Origin of the sequence: Paenacidovorax caeni (assembly GCF_001298675.1) — a bacterium.
Classification (GTDB): domain Bacteria; phylum Pseudomonadota; class Gammaproteobacteria; order Burkholderiales; family Burkholderiaceae_C; genus Paenacidovorax; species Paenacidovorax caeni.
The window spans coordinates 1-18,923 of the sequence record NZ_CYIG01000024.1; the positions used below are offsets into that span (position 1 = coordinate 1).

At 69.3% G+C, this 18,923-nt stretch carries 17 protein-coding genes; 6 read left to right on the plus strand and 11 right to left on the minus strand.

The features are described from left to right. Nucleotides 1–175: 175 nt before the first annotated feature. The 3 genes from BN2503_RS11195 to BN2503_RS11205 form a co-directional block, all read right to left on the minus strand. A complete protein-coding gene (locus BN2503_RS11195; protein ID WP_054256749.1) occupies nt 176–1,831 on the minus strand; it encodes an acetolactate synthase large subunit in 1,656 nt (551 codons plus the stop codon). A 68-nt stretch (nt 1,832–1,899) separates the two neighbouring features. Further along, nucleotides 1,900–3,051, minus strand: coding sequence for an L-lactate dehydrogenase (locus tag BN2503_RS11200; protein WP_054256750.1), 1,152 nt, complete (start codon nt 3,049–3,051; stop codon nt 1,900–1,902). Next, complete coding sequence (locus BN2503_RS11205; protein ID WP_054256751.1) at nt 3,048–4,661, minus strand: FAD-binding protein; 1,614 nt, start codon at nt 4,659–4,661, stop codon at nt 3,048–3,050. Before BN2503_RS11205 ends, BN2503_RS11200 begins: the two co-directional genes overlap by 4 nt. Nucleotides 4,662–4,778: 117 nt before the next feature. On the opposite strand from BN2503_RS11205, the gene BN2503_RS11210 reads away from it, so the two are divergent. After that, nucleotides 4,779–5,777 (plus strand): AraC family transcriptional regulator, encoded by a 999-nt coding sequence (locus BN2503_RS11210; protein WP_233495056.1) that lies wholly within the window; start codon nt 4,779–4,781, stop codon nt 5,775–5,777. A gap of 61 nt (nt 5,778–5,838) precedes the next feature. Here BN2503_RS11210 and BN2503_RS11215 read toward each other — a convergent pair whose 3' ends face one another. Both BN2503_RS11215 and BN2503_RS11220 read right to left on the minus strand, forming a co-directional pair. Then, nucleotides 5,839–6,486: a response regulator transcription factor gene (locus BN2503_RS11215; protein WP_054256753.1), complete on the minus strand. Its 648-nt coding sequence runs from the start codon at nt 6,484–6,486 to the stop codon at nt 5,839–5,841. Then, nucleotides 6,483–8,516 (minus strand): two-component system sensor histidine kinase NtrB, encoded by a 2,034-nt coding sequence (locus tag BN2503_RS11220; RefSeq protein ID WP_074930341.1) that lies wholly within the window; start codon nt 8,514–8,516, stop codon nt 6,483–6,485. Before BN2503_RS11220 ends, BN2503_RS11215 begins: the two co-directional genes overlap by 4 nt. A gap of 42 nt (nt 8,517–8,558) precedes the next feature. Here BN2503_RS11220 and BN2503_RS11225 point away from each other — a divergent pair, with 42 nt between their 5' ends. From BN2503_RS11225 to BN2503_RS11245, 5 genes are all read left to right on the plus strand, one after another. Continuing rightward, nucleotides 8,559–9,566 (plus strand): DctP family TRAP transporter solute-binding subunit, encoded by a 1,008-nt coding sequence (locus tag BN2503_RS11225; protein WP_054256755.1) that lies wholly within the window; start codon nt 8,559–8,561, stop codon nt 9,564–9,566. Between the two features lie 98 nt (nt 9,567–9,664). Then, nucleotides 9,665–10,669 (plus strand): TRAP transporter substrate-binding protein, encoded by a 1,005-nt coding sequence (locus BN2503_RS11230; RefSeq protein ID WP_054256756.1) that lies wholly within the window; start codon nt 9,665–9,667, stop codon nt 10,667–10,669. A gap of 135 nt (nt 10,670–10,804) precedes the next feature. Then, on the plus strand, nt 10,805–11,482 hold the full coding sequence (locus BN2503_RS11235) for a TRAP transporter small permease (RefSeq protein WP_054256757.1): 678 nt from the start codon (nt 10,805–10,807) through the stop codon (nt 11,480–11,482). Next, nucleotides 11,479–12,762: a TRAP transporter large permease gene (locus tag BN2503_RS11240; RefSeq protein WP_054256758.1), complete on the plus strand. Its 1,284-nt coding sequence runs from the start codon at nt 11,479–11,481 to the stop codon at nt 12,760–12,762. The genes BN2503_RS11235 and BN2503_RS11240 overlap by 4 nt, the downstream gene beginning before the upstream one ends. Nucleotides 12,763–12,764: 2 nt before the next feature. Beyond that, on the plus strand, nt 12,765–13,874 hold the full coding sequence (locus tag BN2503_RS11245) for an ABC transporter substrate-binding protein (RefSeq protein ID WP_054256759.1): 1,110 nt from the start codon (nt 12,765–12,767) through the stop codon (nt 13,872–13,874). Nucleotides 13,875–13,940: 66 nt separating this feature from the next. On the opposite strand, the gene soxZ is transcribed toward BN2503_RS11245, so the two are convergent. The 6 genes from soxZ to BN2503_RS11275 form a co-directional block, all read right to left on the minus strand. Further along, nucleotides 13,941–14,270, minus strand: a complete 330-nt coding sequence (gene soxZ / locus BN2503_RS11250) for a thiosulfate oxidation carrier complex protein SoxZ (RefSeq protein ID WP_054256760.1) — start codon at nt 14,268–14,270, stop codon at nt 13,941–13,943. A 10-nt stretch (nt 14,271–14,280) separates the two neighbouring features. Further along, complete coding sequence (locus BN2503_RS11255; protein WP_054256761.1) at nt 14,281–14,751, minus strand: thiosulfate oxidation carrier protein SoxY; 471 nt, start codon at nt 14,749–14,751, stop codon at nt 14,281–14,283. Between the two features lie 4 nt (nt 14,752–14,755). Continuing rightward, entirely contained in the window at nt 14,756–16,099 is a 1,344-nt protein-coding gene (locus BN2503_RS11260; protein ID WP_054256762.1) for an FAD-dependent oxidoreductase, read from the minus strand. Further along, the gene (locus BN2503_RS11265) at nt 16,086–17,111 is read right to left on the minus strand and encodes a YeeE/YedE thiosulfate transporter family protein (RefSeq protein WP_054256784.1); all 1,026 of its coding nucleotides are present in this window, start codon (nt 17,109–17,111) and stop codon (nt 16,086–16,088) included. Before BN2503_RS11265 ends, BN2503_RS11260 begins: the two co-directional genes overlap by 14 nt. A 175-nt stretch (nt 17,112–17,286) precedes the next feature. Further along, nucleotides 17,287–18,546, minus strand: a complete 1,260-nt coding sequence (locus BN2503_RS11270; protein ID WP_054256763.1) for an NAD(P)/FAD-dependent oxidoreductase — start codon at nt 18,544–18,546, stop codon at nt 17,287–17,289. After that, entirely contained in the window at nt 18,546–18,863 is a 318-nt protein-coding gene (locus tag BN2503_RS11275) for a c-type cytochrome (protein WP_054256764.1), read from the minus strand. The genes BN2503_RS11270 and BN2503_RS11275 overlap by 1 nt, the downstream gene beginning before the upstream one ends. Between the last annotated feature and the right edge of the window lie 60 nt (nt 18,864–18,923).

Genomic DNA, 18,923 nt, shown 5'->3' on the forward strand with positions numbered 1-18,923 from the left:
TCTTCAAGGAAGACCTCTTTGCGGGTTTTCTTGGGCAGGGGGTCAAGGCCAAGCGTGATCTGATCCATGTCCGTGATCGTCGGTCCTCATCAGGCTCTGCGCCAGTCGGAATGACCAGGGGTTTTGCAGACCTTCCTTAGCGGCATTGCCGCACTGCGGGGCCTTTTTACGGGGGCTACGGCGCAATCTTGCGCTTGAGCGCGCGCGCTACCTGCGGCGGCAGGCTGGGCAGGGCGCGCAGCAGCCAGGGCAGCACCTTGCGCTTCGGGCCGGCGAGCGACTCGGGCACCAGCGCCTCGATCAGGTGCGGCCCGGGGTGCGCCAGCGCGTATTCCAGCGCCTGGCAGAAGTCCTCGGCCGTGCTGGCGCGCACCGCATGCACGCCCATGCCCTGCGCGAGCTGGGCAAAGTTCAGCACCGGGCCCTTCAGGTCGAGCTGCGACTTGGCCTTGGGGCCCGCTTTCTCGGCGCCCACGCGCTCCAGCTCCACGTTCAGCACCGAGTAGCTGGCGTTGTTGAAGATGACTGACACCACATGCAGGTTTTCACGCGCCATGCTCCACAGCGCCTGGATGGTGTACATCGCGGTGCCGTCGCCGATCAGTGCGATCACCGGGCGGTTGGGGCAGGCGATGGCCGCGCCCACGGCATTGGGCAGGCCCTGGCCGATGGCCCCGCCGGTCAGCGTGATCAGGTCGTGGTGCGGGCAGCCCGCCGTCATCACGCCCAGCATCAGGCCGGAGGTGATGGCCTCGTCGATGAGGATGGCGTTCTCGGGCAGCAGGTGGCCCACGGCCTTGCACACTTTGGGCGCGGTGAGCGGTCCGCGCGGACGGCCGGGGCGCTGCGCCGGGGCCAGGGGCGGCTGCGTGGCGCTGGCGCCCAGCGCGGCGGACAGCTTGTCCAGGCTTGCCGCTGCGTCCTGCGCCGGGCTGCACAGGGTGTGCACCGTGCAGCCCGCGGGCACCAGGTCGCTGGCCTTGCCGGGGTAGGCGAAGAACGAGACGGGCGACTTCGCATCGACCAGCACCAGGTGCCGCGCGCCCGCCAGTTGCACGCCGGCCAGCTCGGCCAGGTAGGCCACGCGCTCCACGGCGGGCAGGCCCGCGCCGCGCTCCATGCGGGTGGGAAACACCTCGGCGAGCAACTGCACGCCGCTGTGGGCCGCAATGCGCGCGGCGCTGCGCAGCGCCCCCTCGCGCAGCGCGTGGCCGCCCAGCAGCACGATGGTCTTCTCGCCCGCGCGGATGGCCTGTGCGATGGCCTGCACGGCTTCGTCGCTGGCAGCGGTGGGCGCCGGCGGCGCTGGGGGCGGGCAGGGCTGGCCGCCCTCGCCCCACGACACGTCGGCCGGCAGGACCAGCGTGGCCACCTGGCCCGGCAGGCCGCGCGCGGCAGCAATGGCGTCTGCCGCGTCTTGGCACAGGGCCGCAGTGCTTTGCGCGGTGCGCACGAAGCCGGGCGAGACGTTGCGCGCCACGGTCTCGATGTCGGACTGCAGCTGCGCGTCGTACTGCGTGTGGTACGTGGCATGGTCGCCCACGATGTTGACCACCGGCACCTTGCCCTTGCGTGCGTTGTGCAGGTTGGCCAGGCCGTTGCCCAGGCCGCAACCCAGGTGCAGCAGCGTGGCGGCGGGCTTGTCCGCCATGCGCGCGTAGCCGTCGGCCGCGCCGGTGGCCACGCCCTCGAACAGCGCCAGCACGGCGCGCATGCGCGGCTCGCTGTCCAGCGCGGCGACGAAGTGCATCTCGCTCGTGCCGGGGTTGGTGAAGCAGACCTCGATACCGGCATCGGCCAGGGTTTTCAGCAGGGCTTGTGCGCCGTTCATGGGAATCTCCTTGCTTCTTTATTAATAGCTGTTGGCGCTTGATGGGTAAGCGCTGGAGCCGTTTTTCATTACCAATCCGTGTCGAGGTGCTGGGGTCCGATGTCGGCCACGCGCGTCACGCCCGCCAGCGTCATTGCCAGCAGCAGCTCGCGCTGCCACTGGGCCAGCAGGGTGCGCACGCCCGCCTCGCCCTGCGCCGCCAGCGCCCACACCCAGGGGCGGCCGATGAGCACGCCGCGCGCGCCCAGGGCCAGGGCCTTGAACACATCCACGCCGCTGCGCACGCCGCCGTCCACCAGCACCTCGGTCTGCGCGCCCACGGCCTGGGCGATGGCGGGCAGCTTGGCGGCGGTGGAGGCCACGCTGTCGAGCTGGCGCCCGCCGTGGTTGGAGACGACGATGCCGTCCGCGCCCACCTGCACGGCGGCCTGGGCGTCCTGCACGTCCAGAATGCCCTTGAGCAGCAGGCGGCCCTGCCACTGGCCGCGCAGCCAGTCGATGGCCTGCCACGTTACGCTGGGGTCGAACTGCGCGTCCACCCAGGCCTTGAAGGCGCCCAGGTCGCGCGCGCCGGGCACCTGCGCGGTCAGGTTGCCAAAGCGCAGCGGCTGGCCGCGCAGCGCCACGTCCTGCACCCAGCCGGGGCGCGCCAGCACCTGTGCGGCGCGGATGAGCGCCGGGCGCGCGCCGCTCGCGGCCATGCCGTGGCGGATGTCGCGCAGGCGCATGCCGGGCAGCGGCAGATCCACCGTAAAGACCAGCGTGCGGCAGCCGGCGGCCCAGGCACCGTCCAGCAGCGCGCGCACGGCGCCGCGGTCGCGCAGCATGTAGAGCTGGAACCAGGGCGGCGTACCGGCGGCCGCCGCCACCTCGGAGATGGGGCAGATGCCCACGGTGGAGAGCGTGAATGGCACACCCGCGGCGTGCGCCGCGCGCGCGGCCTGCGCCTCGCCCCGGCGCGCGGCCATGCCCGCCAGGCCGATGGGCGCCAGCGCCAGCGGCAGCGCGCAGGGCTGGCCGGCCAGGGGGGCGCGTGTGTCCACCTGGGCCACGTCCACCAGCACGCGCTGGCGCAGGCGCAGGGCGGCGAAGTCCTGCACGTTGGCGGCCAGCGTGCGCTCGTCGCTGGCGCCGCCGTCGATGTAGTCGAACAGAAAGCGCGGCAGGCGCCTCTCGGCCTGGCGGCGCCAGTCGGCGACCGATGCGGGGTAGTGGGTCATGCGCCGGCCCTCCCGGTGATGGCGCGCGCTGCGACGCGTGCGGTGAGGATGCAGCCGGGCAAAAAAGTGCCTTCCAGCGAGCGCTTGCCGCTCGCACCGCCGCCGCCAAAGCCTGCCGCCTCGCCCACGCAGTACAGGCCGTCGATGGGCTGGCCTGCGCCGTCGAGCACGCGGCTGTGCAGGTCCGTCTGCAGCCCGCCCAGGCTTTTGCGCGTAATGAGCTGCATCTGGATGGCAATGAACGGCCCCGCGCCGGGCTTTTGCAGCGGTGCGGGCGCGCAGGTGCGCAGCCGGTCGGGGCCCCACTGGCGCGCGTGCAGGATGCGGCGGATCTGGTCGTCGTTGTGCAGCTTGGCGCCGTGGGCAAAGTTGGCGTCGAACGCATCGGCCGTGGCCTGCAGCACATCCGGGCGCACGTCGAGCGACGCGGTGAGCGCGTTCATCTTCGCGGCCAGCCCCGCCAGCGTGTCGTCCACCAGGAAATGCGGGCTTTGCCGCTGCATCTGGCGCACCAGGCGGTGGTTGCCCAGCAGCGTTTCCTTGAGGAACTGCGGGAATTGCCTGTCGCGGATGCGCTGGTTGTGCTCGGCGCCGGAGATGGCGAACTCCTTGGCCGCGATGCGCCAGTTGAGCAGGTGCCAGGTCCAGGGCTTTTCCTGCGCGGCCACACGCTGGCACAGCCAGTGCGTGTCGAAGCCGGTGACCAGCGGCGCGGGGCCGATGCGCTCGCCCCGGTGGTTCAGCCACAGCGCCGACTTGCAGGGAATGGCCGACAGGCCATGCCCTTCAAAATGCGGAAAGGGGTGCGGAAAGCCGGCGGCGTAGTTCCACATTTCGCCCGCGTGCGTGATCTGCGCGCCCAGGCGGGCGGCGTGGCGGTGCAATTTGCCATCGGCGAAGGGGTGCGCGCCATTGAGCATGGCGGCGGGGCGGGGCCGGCCCTGGGGCCAGTTGGCGCGGGTCTCCTCGTGCCCGCCGTTGATGCCGCCCATGGCCAGCACTACCACCGGGGCTTGCAGGCGTACTTCCTCGCCCGTGGCTTCGTTCACCGCCACGGCGCCGGAGATCCGTCCACCCTGGTGGTCCAGTGCTGTGGCGCGGTGGCCGTGCAGCAGCGTGAGCCTGCCGCCTTCGCCCGCGCGGCGTAGCGCCGCGATCAGGCACCGCGTGAGTTCGCGCGAGGTGCCCCAGACGATGTGGTAACGCGGCAGGCTGTTGCCGTCGCCGTGCAGCCCGCGCTCCACCCAGTTCACCGCGGGCATGAACTTCACGCCCTCCTGCAACAGCCAGTCGTGCACCTGCGCGCGCGAATGCTCCACGTAGTGCCGCGCCCAAGCGCGGGGCCAGTGGTCGTCAGCGTCCAGCTCGCCAAAGCGCAGCCAGTCGGCCAGCGCGCGTTCGGGCGTGTCGGGGATCTTCATCTTCGCCTGCAGCGGCGTGCCCACCAGGGCCATGCCGCCAAAGGCCCACAGGGCCAGGCCGCCCAGGCGCTCGGGGGTGTCGCGGTCTACCAGCGTGACGCGCTGGCCTGCGCGCAGCAGCTCCAGCGCGGCCACGATGCCGGCCAGGCCGCCGCCGAGGACGACGGCGTCGGAATGTTGGGTTGCCATGCGGCTGTCTCCTGTTGCGCGCTCTGGGCGGCGCGCTGGGGATCACCTTAGCCCCTTATGATGGGTTTTTATTGACTTTAAAGGCCATCTGTTTTGACTTTGCAGGCCAGTGTGTCGATGAGCTGGGTGAATACCGTGCTGGCGGCGGGCGAGCGCGCCGGCGTGCCGCGCGAGCGCCTGCTGGCGCAGGCCGGCATGGCCCCGGCAGAGCTGGCGCGCGAGCGCTGGCCCATTGACCACATCACGCGGCTGTGGCGTGCGGCCGTGCACTGCACGCAGGACGCGGGCTTCGGCCTCAAGGCCGGGGCGCTGGTGGGGCCGGGCAGCTTCAACGTGGTGAGCTACCTGCTGCAGTCCGCGCCCAGCCTGCGCGCGGCGATCGGCATGGTGCAGCAGTACCAGCGCCTGATCAGCGACGGCGGGCGCTTCCAGGTGGTCGCGGGCGCACAGGCAGGCTGGGTGGTCTACCACCCGCGTCAGGGCGCGCTGGCGTTCAGCCCGCACCAGATCGAGGCCGTTCTGGCGGCGGTAGTGGCGTTCTCGCGCTGGGTCACGGGGCAGCCTGTGCGCCCGCTGCAGGTGCAGTTCAGCCAGCCGCGCGTGGGGCCGCTGGCAGGCTACCGCGAGGCCTTCGGCTGCCCGGTGGCGTTCGAGCAGGCATTCAGCGGCGTGCTGCTGGACAACGCGCTGCTGGATGCGCCCCTGCCCCAGGCCGACGCGCAGCTGGCGCGCCTTCACCACCAGTACGCGGCGCAGCGCCTGGCCGTGCTGCACGAGGGCGGCGCACTGGCGCAGGAGCTGCGCGCCTGGATTGCCGCCGCGCTGCCGGGCCGCGTGCCCACGCGCGCCGAGGCCGCGCAGGCGCTGGGCCTGAGCGAGCGCACGCTGGCGCGGCGCATGCAGGCGCAGCAGCTGAGCTTCTCGGCGCTGCTGGACGCCGTGCGGCGCGAGGCCGCGCTGCAGGCCGTGGCGCAGCCCGGGCGCGCACTGGCCGACATCGGCCAGGCGCTGGGCTTTGCCGAACCGGCGGTGTTCTGGCGCGCGTTCAAGCGCTGGACGGGGTGCACGCCGCTGCAGTGGCGTGCGCGGCAGGGCATGGCAGGGGGCGAAGAATAAGAGGAAAAAGCGGCTCCAGCCCTTTGCTGGAAAGCGCTGGCAGCTCTCTTTTTGATAGTTTTCAGCGCCCGCCACCCATGGGCGTGAGGCGCCCGAGCTTGTGCGCCAGCTCGATGGCTGACTCCACGCCCATCTTCTCGAAGATGTTGGCGCGGTGGAATTCCACGGTGCGCGCCGTGATGCCCAGGTGCTCGGCGATGTTCTTGTTGTAGTGGCCACGGATCAGCTCGTCGAGCACCTCGCGTTCGCGCGGGCTCAGGGACGCCAGGGCCTGGCGCAGGCGCTGGGCCTCGCGCTCGGCTTCCGTCTGCGCGCGCACGGCGCGCATGGCCTGCTCGACGCGGTCCACCAGCATGTTGTCCTGGAAGGGCTTTTCAAGGAAATCCCAGGCGCCGTTCTTGACCGCCTCCACGGCGCTGCCGACGTCGCCGTGGCCGGTGAGGAACAGCACCGGCCAGGGACAACCCAGGGCCTTGAGCTGCTCGAAGGTCATGGGGCCCGAGAGCGGCTCCATGCGCATGTCGAGCAGCACCACGGCCGCGCCCCAGGACTGGCCTTGCAGCGGGCGCAGGGCGTCGATCAGCGCCGTGCCGCTGGCCCAGGCACGCGTTTGCCAGCCGCGCGAGTCAAACAGCCAGGCCAGGCCGTCGCGCACGTCGGCGTCGTCGTCGACGATGTGGATGTCCATGCGGTGGGGGGTGTCGTTCATGGCGTGGATGCGAGGGGAAGTTGCACGGTGAACAGCGCGCCGCCAAGCTGCGTGTCCTGTCCCACCAGGATGCGGCCATGGTGGGCTTCGGTGATGGAGCGGCAGATGGCCAGGCCCATGCCCATGCCACCGGCGTGGGTGCTGAAGAAAGCGTCGAAGATGCGCGCGCGCGCTTCCTCGGGCACGCCGGGGCCGTTGTCGGCCACCGCCAGGGCCACGCAGTGGTGGCCGTTGCAGGGTTCGTTGGCGCAGGGCGCAGCGGCCAGGCGCACCTGCGCCTGGGGCGGCTCGCGTCCCTGGGGCGCCCAGGCCAGGGCGTTGCTGCACAGGTTGTGCGCCAGGTGTTCGAGCAGCAGCGCGTCGCCCTGCACCCACAGGTCTTGCGCGGGCAGCAGCAGCGTCAAGGGGGTGGCGTGGGCTTCCTGCACGCTGGTGCAGACGCGGCGCACCAGGGCCGAGAGGTTGACCTGCGTGAGGTTGAGCTCGCGCTTGCGCGCAAAGGCATTGACGCGCTGGATCACGCCGCCCGCGCGCTCGGCCAGCTGGGCCATGCGCTGCACCACGGGCTCCATCTCGTCGACGCCGATGGTGCCGGCGCGCAGGCGGTTGACCAGCCCGTTGGCGAAGCTGGCCAGCGCGCCCAGGGGCTGGTTCAGCTCGTGCGCCAGGGTGGAGGCCACCTCGCCCACGGCCACGAGGCGGCCCGAGGCCTCGAGCTTTTCCTGCTGCAGTGCGGCGAGCTGCTGGGCGCGCTTGCGTTCGCTGATGTCGAGCACGGAACTCATCCAGCCCAGCTGCGTTCCGTCGGCAGCCGTCAGGGGCGACTCGTGGATGAGCACATCCACGCGGTGACCGTCGCGGTGCTGAAACTGCATCTCTATGCCCTCAGCGCCCGTGCCCTGGCGGATCACGGAGCGGTGCAGCGCGTCGATCTCCTCGGCCTGGTCGGCAGGCCAGTAGGGCAGTGGGGCGCTGGCGCCGCGCAGCTCATGCGCAGCGTAGCCCACCATCGTGCAGAAGGCGTCGTTCACGTACAGGATGCGGCCCTTCATGTCCCAGGCACGCATGCCGATCGTCACCGAGCGCTGCATGGCCGAGCGCAGCGCCACCTCGGCCTGCAGGCGCTGCTGTACCTGCTGGCGCTTGACGATGTCGCGCCGCAGCGCCGCCAGGCTGGCCAGCATGCCCAGCAGGAACAGCAGTGCCACGACGAAGAAGATGCGTGGCACGGGCGAGCTCTGCGGGCCCTGTGGCACCACCTCCAGCATCAGGTCGGTGCCAGGCAGGTTCATCACCGCGCGGTAGGGGCCCACGGCCTGCGTGCCGGCGTCGGGGGGCGGGGCTGCGTCGTCGACCACCAGGCGCACGGTCTGGCTTTCGAGGAACCAAGGGGGCAGCAGCACGTCCACCGCCTGCTGCATGGACAGGGCGGCCACGTGCATGCCCTGCAGGCGCGTTCCGTCGAAGTACGGTACGGCCAGCCAGACGCGATCCGTGGGGTGGCCGCTGGCGTCACGCATGGGGCCGGCATAGCTGGCGCGGCGCAGGTTGCCCACGATGTCCTGCAGGGTTCGCAGCGCCTGGCGGTTGCTGTCGTGCAGGACCATGTCGTCCTCCCAGGCTGGGGGCGCGTCGCCGCTGGGCGCGCTGGTGACCCAGCCATGCGCCAGCACCACGCCAGGGGCGCGCCACAGCAGGCCGGTGGGCGCCTCGCCATCGGCACCCTGGCCTGGGCTGGGCAGGGTCTGCGGGCCGTCGAGCGCGGCACGGCGCGCGAGCAGGGCCATGTCGTCTTCCAGCCGGCGGAAGTGGAACTGCACGCTCTGCTCCAGCCACTGCGCGTCGGCGCCGCGGCGGCGTTCTTCTTCCTCGGTCTCGAAACTGTCGAGGTACCACACCAGAGCCACCACGGCACTGACGATGAGGACCGCAAAGCCCATCATCCACAGCACGGTCCGTCGGCTGCGGTCGGTCATGGGGCGGGCGCTGGCGTGCAGCAGCGCGAAGTCGTCGGGGGCTTGGGGCGTCAAGGTGGGGGCAGGCAGGGCAGAGGCGGTTTGATAATAACGGCCATGTCCTATGCCCCGCTCTCTCGCCGCCGCTGCCTCCAGGCGCTGGCCCTGGGTGGGCTGGCGCAGCGGGCGCGCGCGCAGGCCCGGGTCACCATCCGCCTGTCGCACGTGGTGGCGCGGCAAACGCCCAAGGGGCTGGCGCTGGAGCGCTTTGGCGAGCTGGTGCGCGCACGCAGCCAAGGGCGCATCGACGTCGTGGTGTACCCCAACTCGCTGCTGTTCGGCGACGCCGACGAGATGCAGGCGCTGCAGCTGGGCGCGGTGGACATGCTGGCGCCGTCGCTCTCCAAGTTCGGGCGCATTGGTTTCCCTGAATTCGAACTGTTTGACCTGCCGTTCCTGTTCGAGACGCGTGAGCAGGTGTACCGTGCCATGCAGGGAGCGCTGGGGCAGGCGCTGCTGGCAGGGCTGGCGCGCCAGCGCATGGTAGGGCTTGGCTACCTGGACAACGGCTTCAAGCACATGAGTGCCAACCGCCCGCTGCTGGCACCGCACCACTTTGCCGGGCTGCGCATGCGCGTACAGGGCTCGCGCGTGATCGCGCACCAGATGCGCGCACTGGGCGCGCGGCCCGTAGTGCTGGATTTTGGCGAGACGCGCCGCGCCCTGGCCATGGGGGTGGTGGACGGTACGGAAAACCCCATCTCCAACTTCTGGACCCAGCGCATGCACGAGGTGCAAACGCACCTGAGCCTGACGCACCACGGCTACCTGGGGTATGCGGTGGTGGTGCACCAGCGCTTCTGGGCGAATCTGGCCGGCCCGGACCGCCAGCTCGTGGCCGCAGCGCTGGAGGAGGCGCTGGCTTGGGGTAACGCCATTGCCCGCAGCGAGAACGAGCAGGCCTTGGCCACCCTGCGCGAAAGTGGCGGCATTCATATCCATGCCCCCAGCGCGGCGCAGCGCCAGCAGCTGCGCGCGGCCACCGCCGCGGTGTACCAGGGGCTGGAGCGGCGCATTGGCCGCCAGTGGCTCGACCAGGTTCAACACGACCGAAGCACGGGATAAAGGGTTAACCCTAGCTGTGGAACGCCACAGTTACGCGGGAGGCGCGCCGGGCATACAGTCCGCGCCGTTGTGATTTCTAACCCTTGAAGGAGACTCCCATGCAATTTCCCGTCAAGAAAATTTTGGCCTGCGCGCTGCTGGCCGTAGGCGCCAGCCTGGCCCAGGCGCAGACCGTCATCAAGTTCAGCCACGTCGTGGCGCAGGACACCCCCAAGGGCAAGGCTGCCGAGTTCTTTGCCAAGAAGGCCAATGAGCTGACCAAGGGCAAGGTCAAGGTCGAGGTGTACGCCAACAGCGCGCTGTACAAGGACAAGGAAGAGATGGAAGCGCTGCAGCTCGGCTCGGTGCAGATGCTGGCACCGTCTCTGGCCAAGTTCGGCCCGCTGGGCGTGAAGGAGTTCGAAGTGTTCGATCTGCCCTTCATCTTCGACAACCGCGACGATCTGCACAAGGTGACGAACGGCCCCGTGGGTGCCAAGCTGCTGAAGAAGCTGGAGTCGCGTGGCATCACCGGCCTGGCCTACTGGGACAACGGCTTCAAGGTCTTCTCGGCCAACAAGCCGCTCAAGACCGTGGCCGACTACAAGGGCCTGAAGTACCGCATCCAGTCCTCCAAGGTGCTGGAAGAGGAAATCCGCGCGCTGGGCGGCATGCCGCAGGTGATCGCTTTCGGCGAAACCTACCAGGCCCTGCAGACTGGCGTGGTGGACGGCACCGAGAACCCGCCCTCCAACTTCTACACGCAGAAGATGCACGAGGTGCAGAAGCACGTCAGCATGACCAACCACGGCTACCTGGGCTACGCAGTGATCGTCAACAAGAAGTTCTGGGATGGCTTGCCCGCCGACGTGCGTGAACAGCTGAACGACGCGATGCGCCAGGCCACAGCCTATGCCAACCAGATCGCGCAGGACGAGAACGACCAGTCGATGGAAGCGGTCAAGAAGAGCGGCAAGACCACCATCTACACGCCCACCGCCGAGGAACGCCTGGCGCTGAAGAAGGCCCTGGTGCCGGTGCACAACAAGATGTCCAGCCGGATTGGCAAGGACACCATCCAGGACGTGTACCAGGCCACGGGCTTCGATCCTTCCAAGCTCTGATCTCCTGAAACACCGGCCGGGGTGTAGCGCAACGCCCCGGTCTGGGGGTGGCACCTGCCTCCGGGGATGCCCGGCGGTGCCACCCACTGTGCGCCTTCGGGGTGCACTGCGCACTGATCTCTACGGAGAACCTCCATGAAATTCCTCAATCACCTGGAAGAGTGGCTTATCACCTTCCTGATGGGCGCTGCCACGCTCATCGTCTTCGTTTCTGTGGTCCACCGCTATGCAGCCGGCTTTGATGTGCCGGGCCTGCAAGACTGGCTGCTGTCCATCAACATGACCTGGGCGCAGGAGCTGACCATCATCATGTTCGTGTGGATGGCCAAGTTTGGTGCTGCCTACGGGGTGCGCACCGGCATCCACGTGGGCGTGGACGTGCTCATCAACCGCCTGAGCGTTGCGGCCCGCCACAAGTTCATCATCCTGGGGCTGTGCGCCGGGGCTCTGTTCACCGGCATCGTGGCCACCATGGGCGCCACGTTTGTCTGGGAAAACGGTGCGCACTACGCCGTCTTCAAGTTTCTGGGCATGAACGTGGACGCCCTCATTGAAGGCCCGACCACCCCTGACCTGGAATGGCCGACCTGGGGGGTCTACAGCGCCATTCCCTTTGGCAGCAGCCTGATGTGCTTCCGCTTCCTGCAGGTGCTGGTGGGCTTCATCCGCACCGGCGATCTGCCGCACCACGACCATGGCCACGTCGATGGCCTGGACGACGAAGAAGCACCGGCGCAGGACTACAACCCCTATGCCATGCGTGACAACCTGCATCCCGACGAAACCGACCACAGCGCAGGGGCCAAGAAATGAACGCCGCCATCATCTTCATCATCCTCACCGTGCTGATGCTCACCGGCATGCCGGTGTCCATCTCGCTCGGTCTGACGGTTCTCACCTTCCTGTTCGGCTTTACGGATGTGCCGCTGGAATCGGTGGCGCTCAAGCTGTTCACGGGCATCGAGAAGTTCGAGATCATGGCGATCCCGTTCTTCATCCTGGCGGGTAACTTCCTCACCCACGGGGGTGTTGCCAAGCGCATGATCAACTTCGCCACCGCCATGGTGGGCCACTGGTACGGTGGCCTGGGGCTGGGCGGGGTGCTGGCCTGTGCACTGTTTGCTGCCGTCTCGGGCTCCAGCCCGGCCACGGTGGTGGCCATCGGCTCCATCTTGCTGCCCGCCATGGTCAAGGCGGGCTTTCCCAACCGCTTCGGCGCGGGGGTGATCACCACCTCGGGCGCCCTGGGCATCCTGATCCCGCCGTCTATCGTGATGGTGATGTACTCCGTGGCCACCAACACCTCGGTGGGCGCGCTGTTCATGGCCGGCGTGGTGCCGGGCCTGGTGCTGGCGGCGGTGCTGGGTGGCGTGACCTGGTGGCGTGCGCGCAAGTACAACTACCCGCGCCTGCCCAAGGCCACCTGGGGCGAGCGCTGGACGGCCTTCCGCAAGTCGGCCTGGGGCCTGTTCCTGATCGTGGTGGTGATGGGCGGTATCTATACCGGCATGTTCACGCCCACCGAGGCAGCGGCCATGAGCGCGGTGTACGCCTTCGTGGTGGCCGTGTTCATCTACAAGGACATGAGCCTCAAGGACGTGCCCAAGGTGCTGCTGAACTCGGCCAACATGAGCGCCATGCTGCTGTACATCATCACCAACGCGGTGCTGTTCAGCTTCATCATGACCAACGAGAACATCCCGCAGGCCCTGGCCGACTGGATGCTCAGCAACGGCATGGGGGTGATCACCTTCTTGCTGGCCGTGAACGTGATCCTGCTGCTGGCGGGCAACTTCATGGAGCCGTCGTCGATCATGCTGATCTTCGCGCCCATCCTGTTCCCGGTGGCCATGAAGCTGGGGATCGACCCGGTGCACTTCGGCATCATCATGGTGGTGAACATGGAGGTCGGCATGTGCCACCCGCCCGTGGGCCTGAACCTGTACGTGGCCTCGGGCATCACCAAGATGGGCATCACCGAGCTGACGGTGGCCGTATGGCCCTGGCTGCTGGCGATGCTGGGCTTCCTGGTTGTGGTCACCTACTGGCCGGGCCTGAGCCTGTGGTTCCCGCGCTGGCTGGGGATGCTCTAGCCATGTGGCGCCACGCACGGCGGTTGGCGCTGGCGGTGGCCCTGGGCCTGGCGGCCCAGGCTGCCACGGCCCAGATTCGCATCGGGCAGACGGTGGGCGTGACCGGCGCGGTCGCCGCCACCGTCAAGGAATCGATGCTCGGCGCGCAGCTGTACCTCGATGCCGTCAACGCCAAGGGCGGCGTGGCCGGAGAGAAGATCGAGGTCATCACGCTGGACGACGCCTTCGACGTGCGCAAGGCCGAGGCCAATGCCCGCGTGCTGATCGAGGAGCGCGGCGTGGTGGCTCTGTTCATGAGCCGGGGCACACCGCATACCGAGGCCATCAACACGGTGCTGGAGCAGCACCGCGTACCCATGGTGGGCCCCTCCACGGGCGCCATCGTGCTGCACCAGCCGGTCAAGCCCTACATCTTCCACGTGCGCGCCACCTACCAGCGCGAGGCCCGGCATGCCATGGCGCACCTGCTGTCCGTGGGCATCACGCGTGTGGCGGTGGTGCACGTGGACGACAGCTTTGGCGCCGACGGTCTGGAGGGCGCGCGCCAGGGGCTGCAGCAGGGCCGCCTGGAGCCCGTGGCCGTGGCCAAGTTCGACCGTGCCAAGCCTGACTTCGCACCGCTGCTGCCCACGCTCAAGGCGGCCGCGCCGCAGGCGGTGCTGGTCATCGGCTCGGGCACGGCGGTGGTTGAGGGCATTCGCAGCCTGAAGGCGGCCGGCATTGGCGGGCAGCACCTGACGCTCTCCAACAATGCCTCGGAAGGCTTCGTCAAACTGCTGGGCGCCGACGCCAAGGGCGTGGTGGTGAGCCAGGTCATGCCGTCGAGCCTGAACTTCGGCCTGGTGCGCGAAGCCACGCAACTGGCCAAGGCGCGCGGGCTGGACGATGTGAGCCCGGCCATGCTGGAAGGCTTCGCCGCCGCCAAGGTACTGGTTGAAGGCCTGCGCCGCGCGGCGCCCCGCATCACACGGGCCAGCCTGCACCAGGCGCTGGACACCCTGGGGCGCTACGACCTGGGTGGGCTGGCGCTGGAGTACACCCCGGCCCGGCATTCGGGACTGGAGTACGCCGACCTGTCCATTGTCGCTGCCAACGGCAAGTTCAGGCGTTGATGCTTTTAAATTGATAGCTGCCAGCGCTTTCTGGATAAGCGCTGGCAGCTTATTTTGCTTCAAAGATCAGCTGACGCTGATGGCCTTGCTGGCGCTCGCCGTCTGGCCTGTGTCGTCCTTCCAGTGCAGGCGCAGCTCGCCGCTCTCGCGTGCGAGAAAGGTGAACTCGATGTAGGGGTTCTGCGAGATGGAAATGCCCGGCTCCCAGGCGAACAGCAGGGCCGTACCCAGGTGCGCCTCGAAACGCGTGACGATGTTGCGCGGGCGGATCTTGCCGGCCTCGTCTTGGCGCAGACCGCTTTCCATCACGTGTTCGATCTGCGCGCGCACGCGCAGCACCTCGCCCTTCTTGGGGCTGGCGTTGCTGATCCAGACGCGGGGTGGTTTCTGGTTCATGGGGTCGTCCTCACATGCCGCAGCCGCTGGCGGCCACCGTCACTGCGTGGCTGGCCGCGAGCAGCTTGCCGCTTTTCATGCGCGCCAGCGCGTGCACCGTCTGCGACTGCGACAGGCGCACGCGCACGGCGGCCTCGGCCGTGCCGGCCGCCGCCGTGAACTGCAGGCGGCAGGCCAGGGGCGCGGGGTTGAGGTCGGCCAGCACGATGATTTCCTCGCACCAGTCCTGCGCGGTGATCGGCAGCGTCACCTTGACCTTCACCGGCACGGCGGCCGGGTTGTCGGCCAGCGTGGGCACGTCCAGGTGCAGGCCTTCCGCCAGGGGCTTGCGCCCTTGGGTGAAATCGGCCATGGCCTTGCGGAACTCGGCCGGGTTCGGCGCCAGGGCCGCATTGCTCAGCGGCGTCTTGCTCTGCGGCTGGGCCAGAGCGGGGAAGGCCAGCGCGGCGGCGCTGGCGGCCATCAGGGTTCTGCGCTGCATGGGCTCAGATGGCGAGGAAGTCGCTGAACTTGGAGCGCGCCCAGGCGAAGTCTTCCTTCACCAGGTCGGCCGAGCGTACGTCCATGTCGATCTGCGTCTGGTTGACCTGGCCCTTTGCATCGACCTCGTACTCGAACTTGACCGAGATTTCCTCCTGCGGCTCGGTGTTGACCATCATGTAGCAGAGGTTGTCGGGCAGCAGCGGCTTGATCTCCTGGCCCGCCACGCGCTGGGCGATGTACTTGGCAACGATCTGGCCAATGAAGTTGGCCACATGCGCACTCTTGGGATAGTGGCCGAACTGGGGCGAGATGGCGCCCATCAGGTCGCCCACGAAGTACACGCTGTCGTCGCCGTTGGCGTGGAACAGGCGCTGGTGCATGTCGGCCCAGCCGGTGGGCTTGCCGGTGGTTGCGTCCTTGCCGATCAGGCCTGCGTGCCACACCATGTCGGCGGCCTGGTGCGGTGGCATCAGGATGGCCTCGTCAAACTTCAGCTCGCCGGCCGTGGTCTTGATGCGCTTGGCGAACGGGTCCACCTCCTGCACGCGCGCGTTGGGCACGTGGGTGATGATGTCCGGGTACAGCTCCTCGAATGCCTGCTTGTAGCCCACGCCGATGGGCGCGATCTTGGGCTTGGGGTCGAGGATGACGATCTTGCCGGGGATCTTGTTCTTCTTGATGTGCGAGGCGATCAGGCAGGCACGCTCATAGGGCGAGGGCGGGCAGCGGTGCGGCGGCGGCGGCAGCGTCATCACCAGGGTGCCGCCCTTGAAGTCCTTCACGCGCTGCTTGAGCCCGAACATCTGCTGGTTGGGGATGTAGGCGCTGGCGAAGTGCCGGCGCGTGTGCTCGATGGCGCGCTGGTCGTCGCCATACCAGGCATCCCACGCATCGCGGATGCCGCCCGAGAGGATCAGGTAGTCGTACTCGACCAGGCCGTGCGAGGTGCGCACCAGCTTCTTGTCGCGCTCGAAGCCCGTCACCTCGGTCTGCAGCAGCGTGTAGCCGTACTTGTTGGCCGGGCGCAGCATGTCGTGCTGCACGAAGTCGGTGTTCACAATGTCCACCAGCCACTTGTTGCTCATGGGGCCGGACCAGAACGTGGGGTTGCGCTCCAGCACCACCACGTCGGAATTCGGGATCAGCTCGCGCAGGTAGCGCGCGGCCGTCAGGCCGCCCCAGCCGCCGCCGCAGATCACGATGCGTGGCGCCTTGCCCTGGCGCGGCAGGATGCGCGACTGCGGGCTGATGACGGCCGGTGCGGCCAGGGCCGGGCCGGCTACGGCGCCAGCCATGGCACCCATGGCGAGCGCGGGCGGGGTGATGAGGAAGCTACGTCGTTGCATGGCGGTCTCCTTGGGTTGACGGGTTGGAAAAGGGGAGGACGAGCAGTGCGCCCGCCACGATGCCCGCGCAGGCGGGCAGGCTGGCAAAAGCCAGCGTCGAGAGGCCTGAAAGGCCCTGGCCGATGGAGCAGCCCACGGCCAGCACGCCGCCCAGGCCCATCAAGAGCCCGCCGCCCGCCGAGGCGGCCAGGCGCGCCGGGCTGTCGAAGCCCTCCCAGCGCGCTGTGCGCGTGAGCAGCGCGGTGGCACAGGCCCCCGTGAGCGTGCCCGCCACGATGGCCGGGCCCAGACTGAATTCGCGGCCCACGGCCAGTTGCAGGTAGAGCAGCCCCTCGGCCACGGGGCCGATGAAGCTCAGGGACGTGAGCGGCGCGGGCTCGAACGGATCGGCACCCACCTGCGCCGTGACCCACCAGCCAGCCGCCACCAGTGCGCCGATGGCGGCCGCGCACAGCAGCGCCACGCCGTTGCCTCGCACCTGGCGCAGCGCGTAGGCCAGCAGCGCCAGCGCGGGTACGGCCGCCGCGCCCAGCGTGGCGGCGCCCACAGGCAGGCCCTGCGCCGCCAGCCACTGCGGCAGCGCTGCGTGTTCGAGCTGCACCACGCCCCAGCCTTGCAGCCACTGGCGCACGGGTGCGAGCACCCCCGTCAGCGTGGCCTGCGCGGCCAGGCCCAGGCACAGCAGGGCCACCAGCGCGCGCAGGTTGCCCCCCGCGAGCAGCACCAGGGCGCGCGCGCCGCACTGGCGCGCCAGCGCCATGCCCGCGCCGAACAGCAGCCCGCCGATGAGCACGCCCGGCAGCGAAAAGCGCGCACGCACGACCTGCGCTGTGTCCAGGTCGGCCCATCCGGCCCAGGCCAGCGCTTGCGAGGCCAGCAGCGCCACGGCCAGCGCCAGCGCGAAGGCGCGCAACGCGGGCGCTTCGCGCAGCCCACGCAGCAGGCAGAAGCGCCCGAGCCGCGCGGCCACACCGAAGACGCAGCCCAACAGGAATCCGGCCCAGAGCAACACGTCAGTGCTCCACCGCGCCGCGCGTTGCACGCGGCCTTTGAAACTGGCACGAGCCAAGCCAGTGGCCACCGTGCAAAGGGGGCCGCCCCGCCGCACTGGCAGCGTCCCCCTTCCCGCAGCGCGCAGCGATGCGAGAGAAGGAGGAAGGCGCGTAGCGCCACAGGGGGGTGTGCATTTATCTATCCCAGATGTCGGCGGAGATGGCCGCGTACCACGCCTCCCCGTAGCGCGCTTCTGCCGCGCGGTAGCCGGCATGGCCATCCAGCGGGCTTACGCCGCCCGAGCCTGTGGGCTCGATGAGCTTGCCGCCCTCGGCGCGGTACACGCCGGCCACCGAGATGCCGTAGCCCGGCCCGATCAGGCTGTAGCAGGTGTTGGCGTAGGCGGCCGTGGGCGCGGCCCGCCCCAGCAGGTCCGCCGCGATGGCAGCGGCGACCACCTTGCCCTGCGTGTTGGCTGCGAAGCCTGACTTGGGCATGGGGGCGGCGATGGTCGCATCGCCCACTGCATAGATGCCCGCCACCTGGCGCGACTCGAAGCTCTCGGCCTTCACGGGCACCCAGCCGCTGCCATCGGTCACGCCCGCGCGTTCGGCGATGAAGCCGGCCTTCTGCGGCGGGATCACGTTGAGCACGTCGGCCTGGTGGCGCGTGCCGAAGGCGGTTTCCACCTCCAGCTTTTCAGCGTCCACGCGCATCACCTGCCCGTCGTCAGACTGCTTGACCCACTCGATCATGTCGCCGTACAGCGCCTTCCAGCCCTGCTGGAACAGCGCCTGCTTGGAAAAGCTGTCCTTGGCGTCGAGCAGCAGCACCTTGCTGCGCGGCTTGTGCTGCTGCAGGTAGTGCGCCACCATCGCCGCCCGCTCGTAGGGGCCGGGCGGGCAGCGGAACGGGTTGTCGGGGATCACCATCACGAAGCGCCCGCCGTCGGGCATGGCTTCGAGCTGGCGGCGCAGCAGCAGCGTCTGCGGGCCGGCCTTCCAGGCGTGCGGCGCTTTTTCAGCGGCGGCGGCGTCATAGCCCTCCAAGGCATTCCAGCGCATGTCCACGCCGGGCGAGAGCACCAGGCGGTCCCAGCGCAGCGTCTGGCCGTTCGACAGGCGCAGCGTGCGCGCGGCGGCGTCCACGTCCTCGGCGCGCGCATGAACCACCTCCACCCCTGCAGCGCGCAGGCCGGCGTAGCCGTGGCCGATGCTGTCCCAGGTGCGCAGACCCGCAAGGTAGAGGTTGGAGAACGGGCAGGTGTAGAAACGCTGGGCAGGCTCAATCAGCGTCACGCGCACGTCTGGCGCGCGCTGGCGCAGGTAGCGCGCAGCGGTGGCACCGCCAAAGCCGCCGCCCACCACCACCACGTGGGCAGCGCCGGCGCGGGCATGCACGAAGGCGGGCAGCGCGAGGGCGCTGGCGAGCACGGTGCGTCGGGTACAGGACATCAGCGGCCTTCCTTGTCGGCGAACCAGTGGGCGAGCGCCTCGACCTGCGCGTCGTCATAGCCTTTCATGAGGCGCGTCATCACCGTGGCGTCCGGCGCTTGTCCCGTACGGAAGGCCTGCAGGCGCTGCAGCAGGTAGCCGGCGGTGTGGCCGCGCAGGCTGGGGATGGCGCCCGCCGAGCGGCCCTCGGGGCCGTGGCAGTTCAGGCAGGTGCCCGCAAGCACCGAGGCGTCCTGCACGCGCAGCTGGGCGCCGGCCGCCAGCGGTGCGAACAGCAGCGCCAGGGCGAATCGACTCAGGAAGAAGGCGGGGGGCATAGGGACTCCGGTGCGGGCAACGCGAAACACGCAAACACGGCTTGGGCGTTGGAGCGGCCT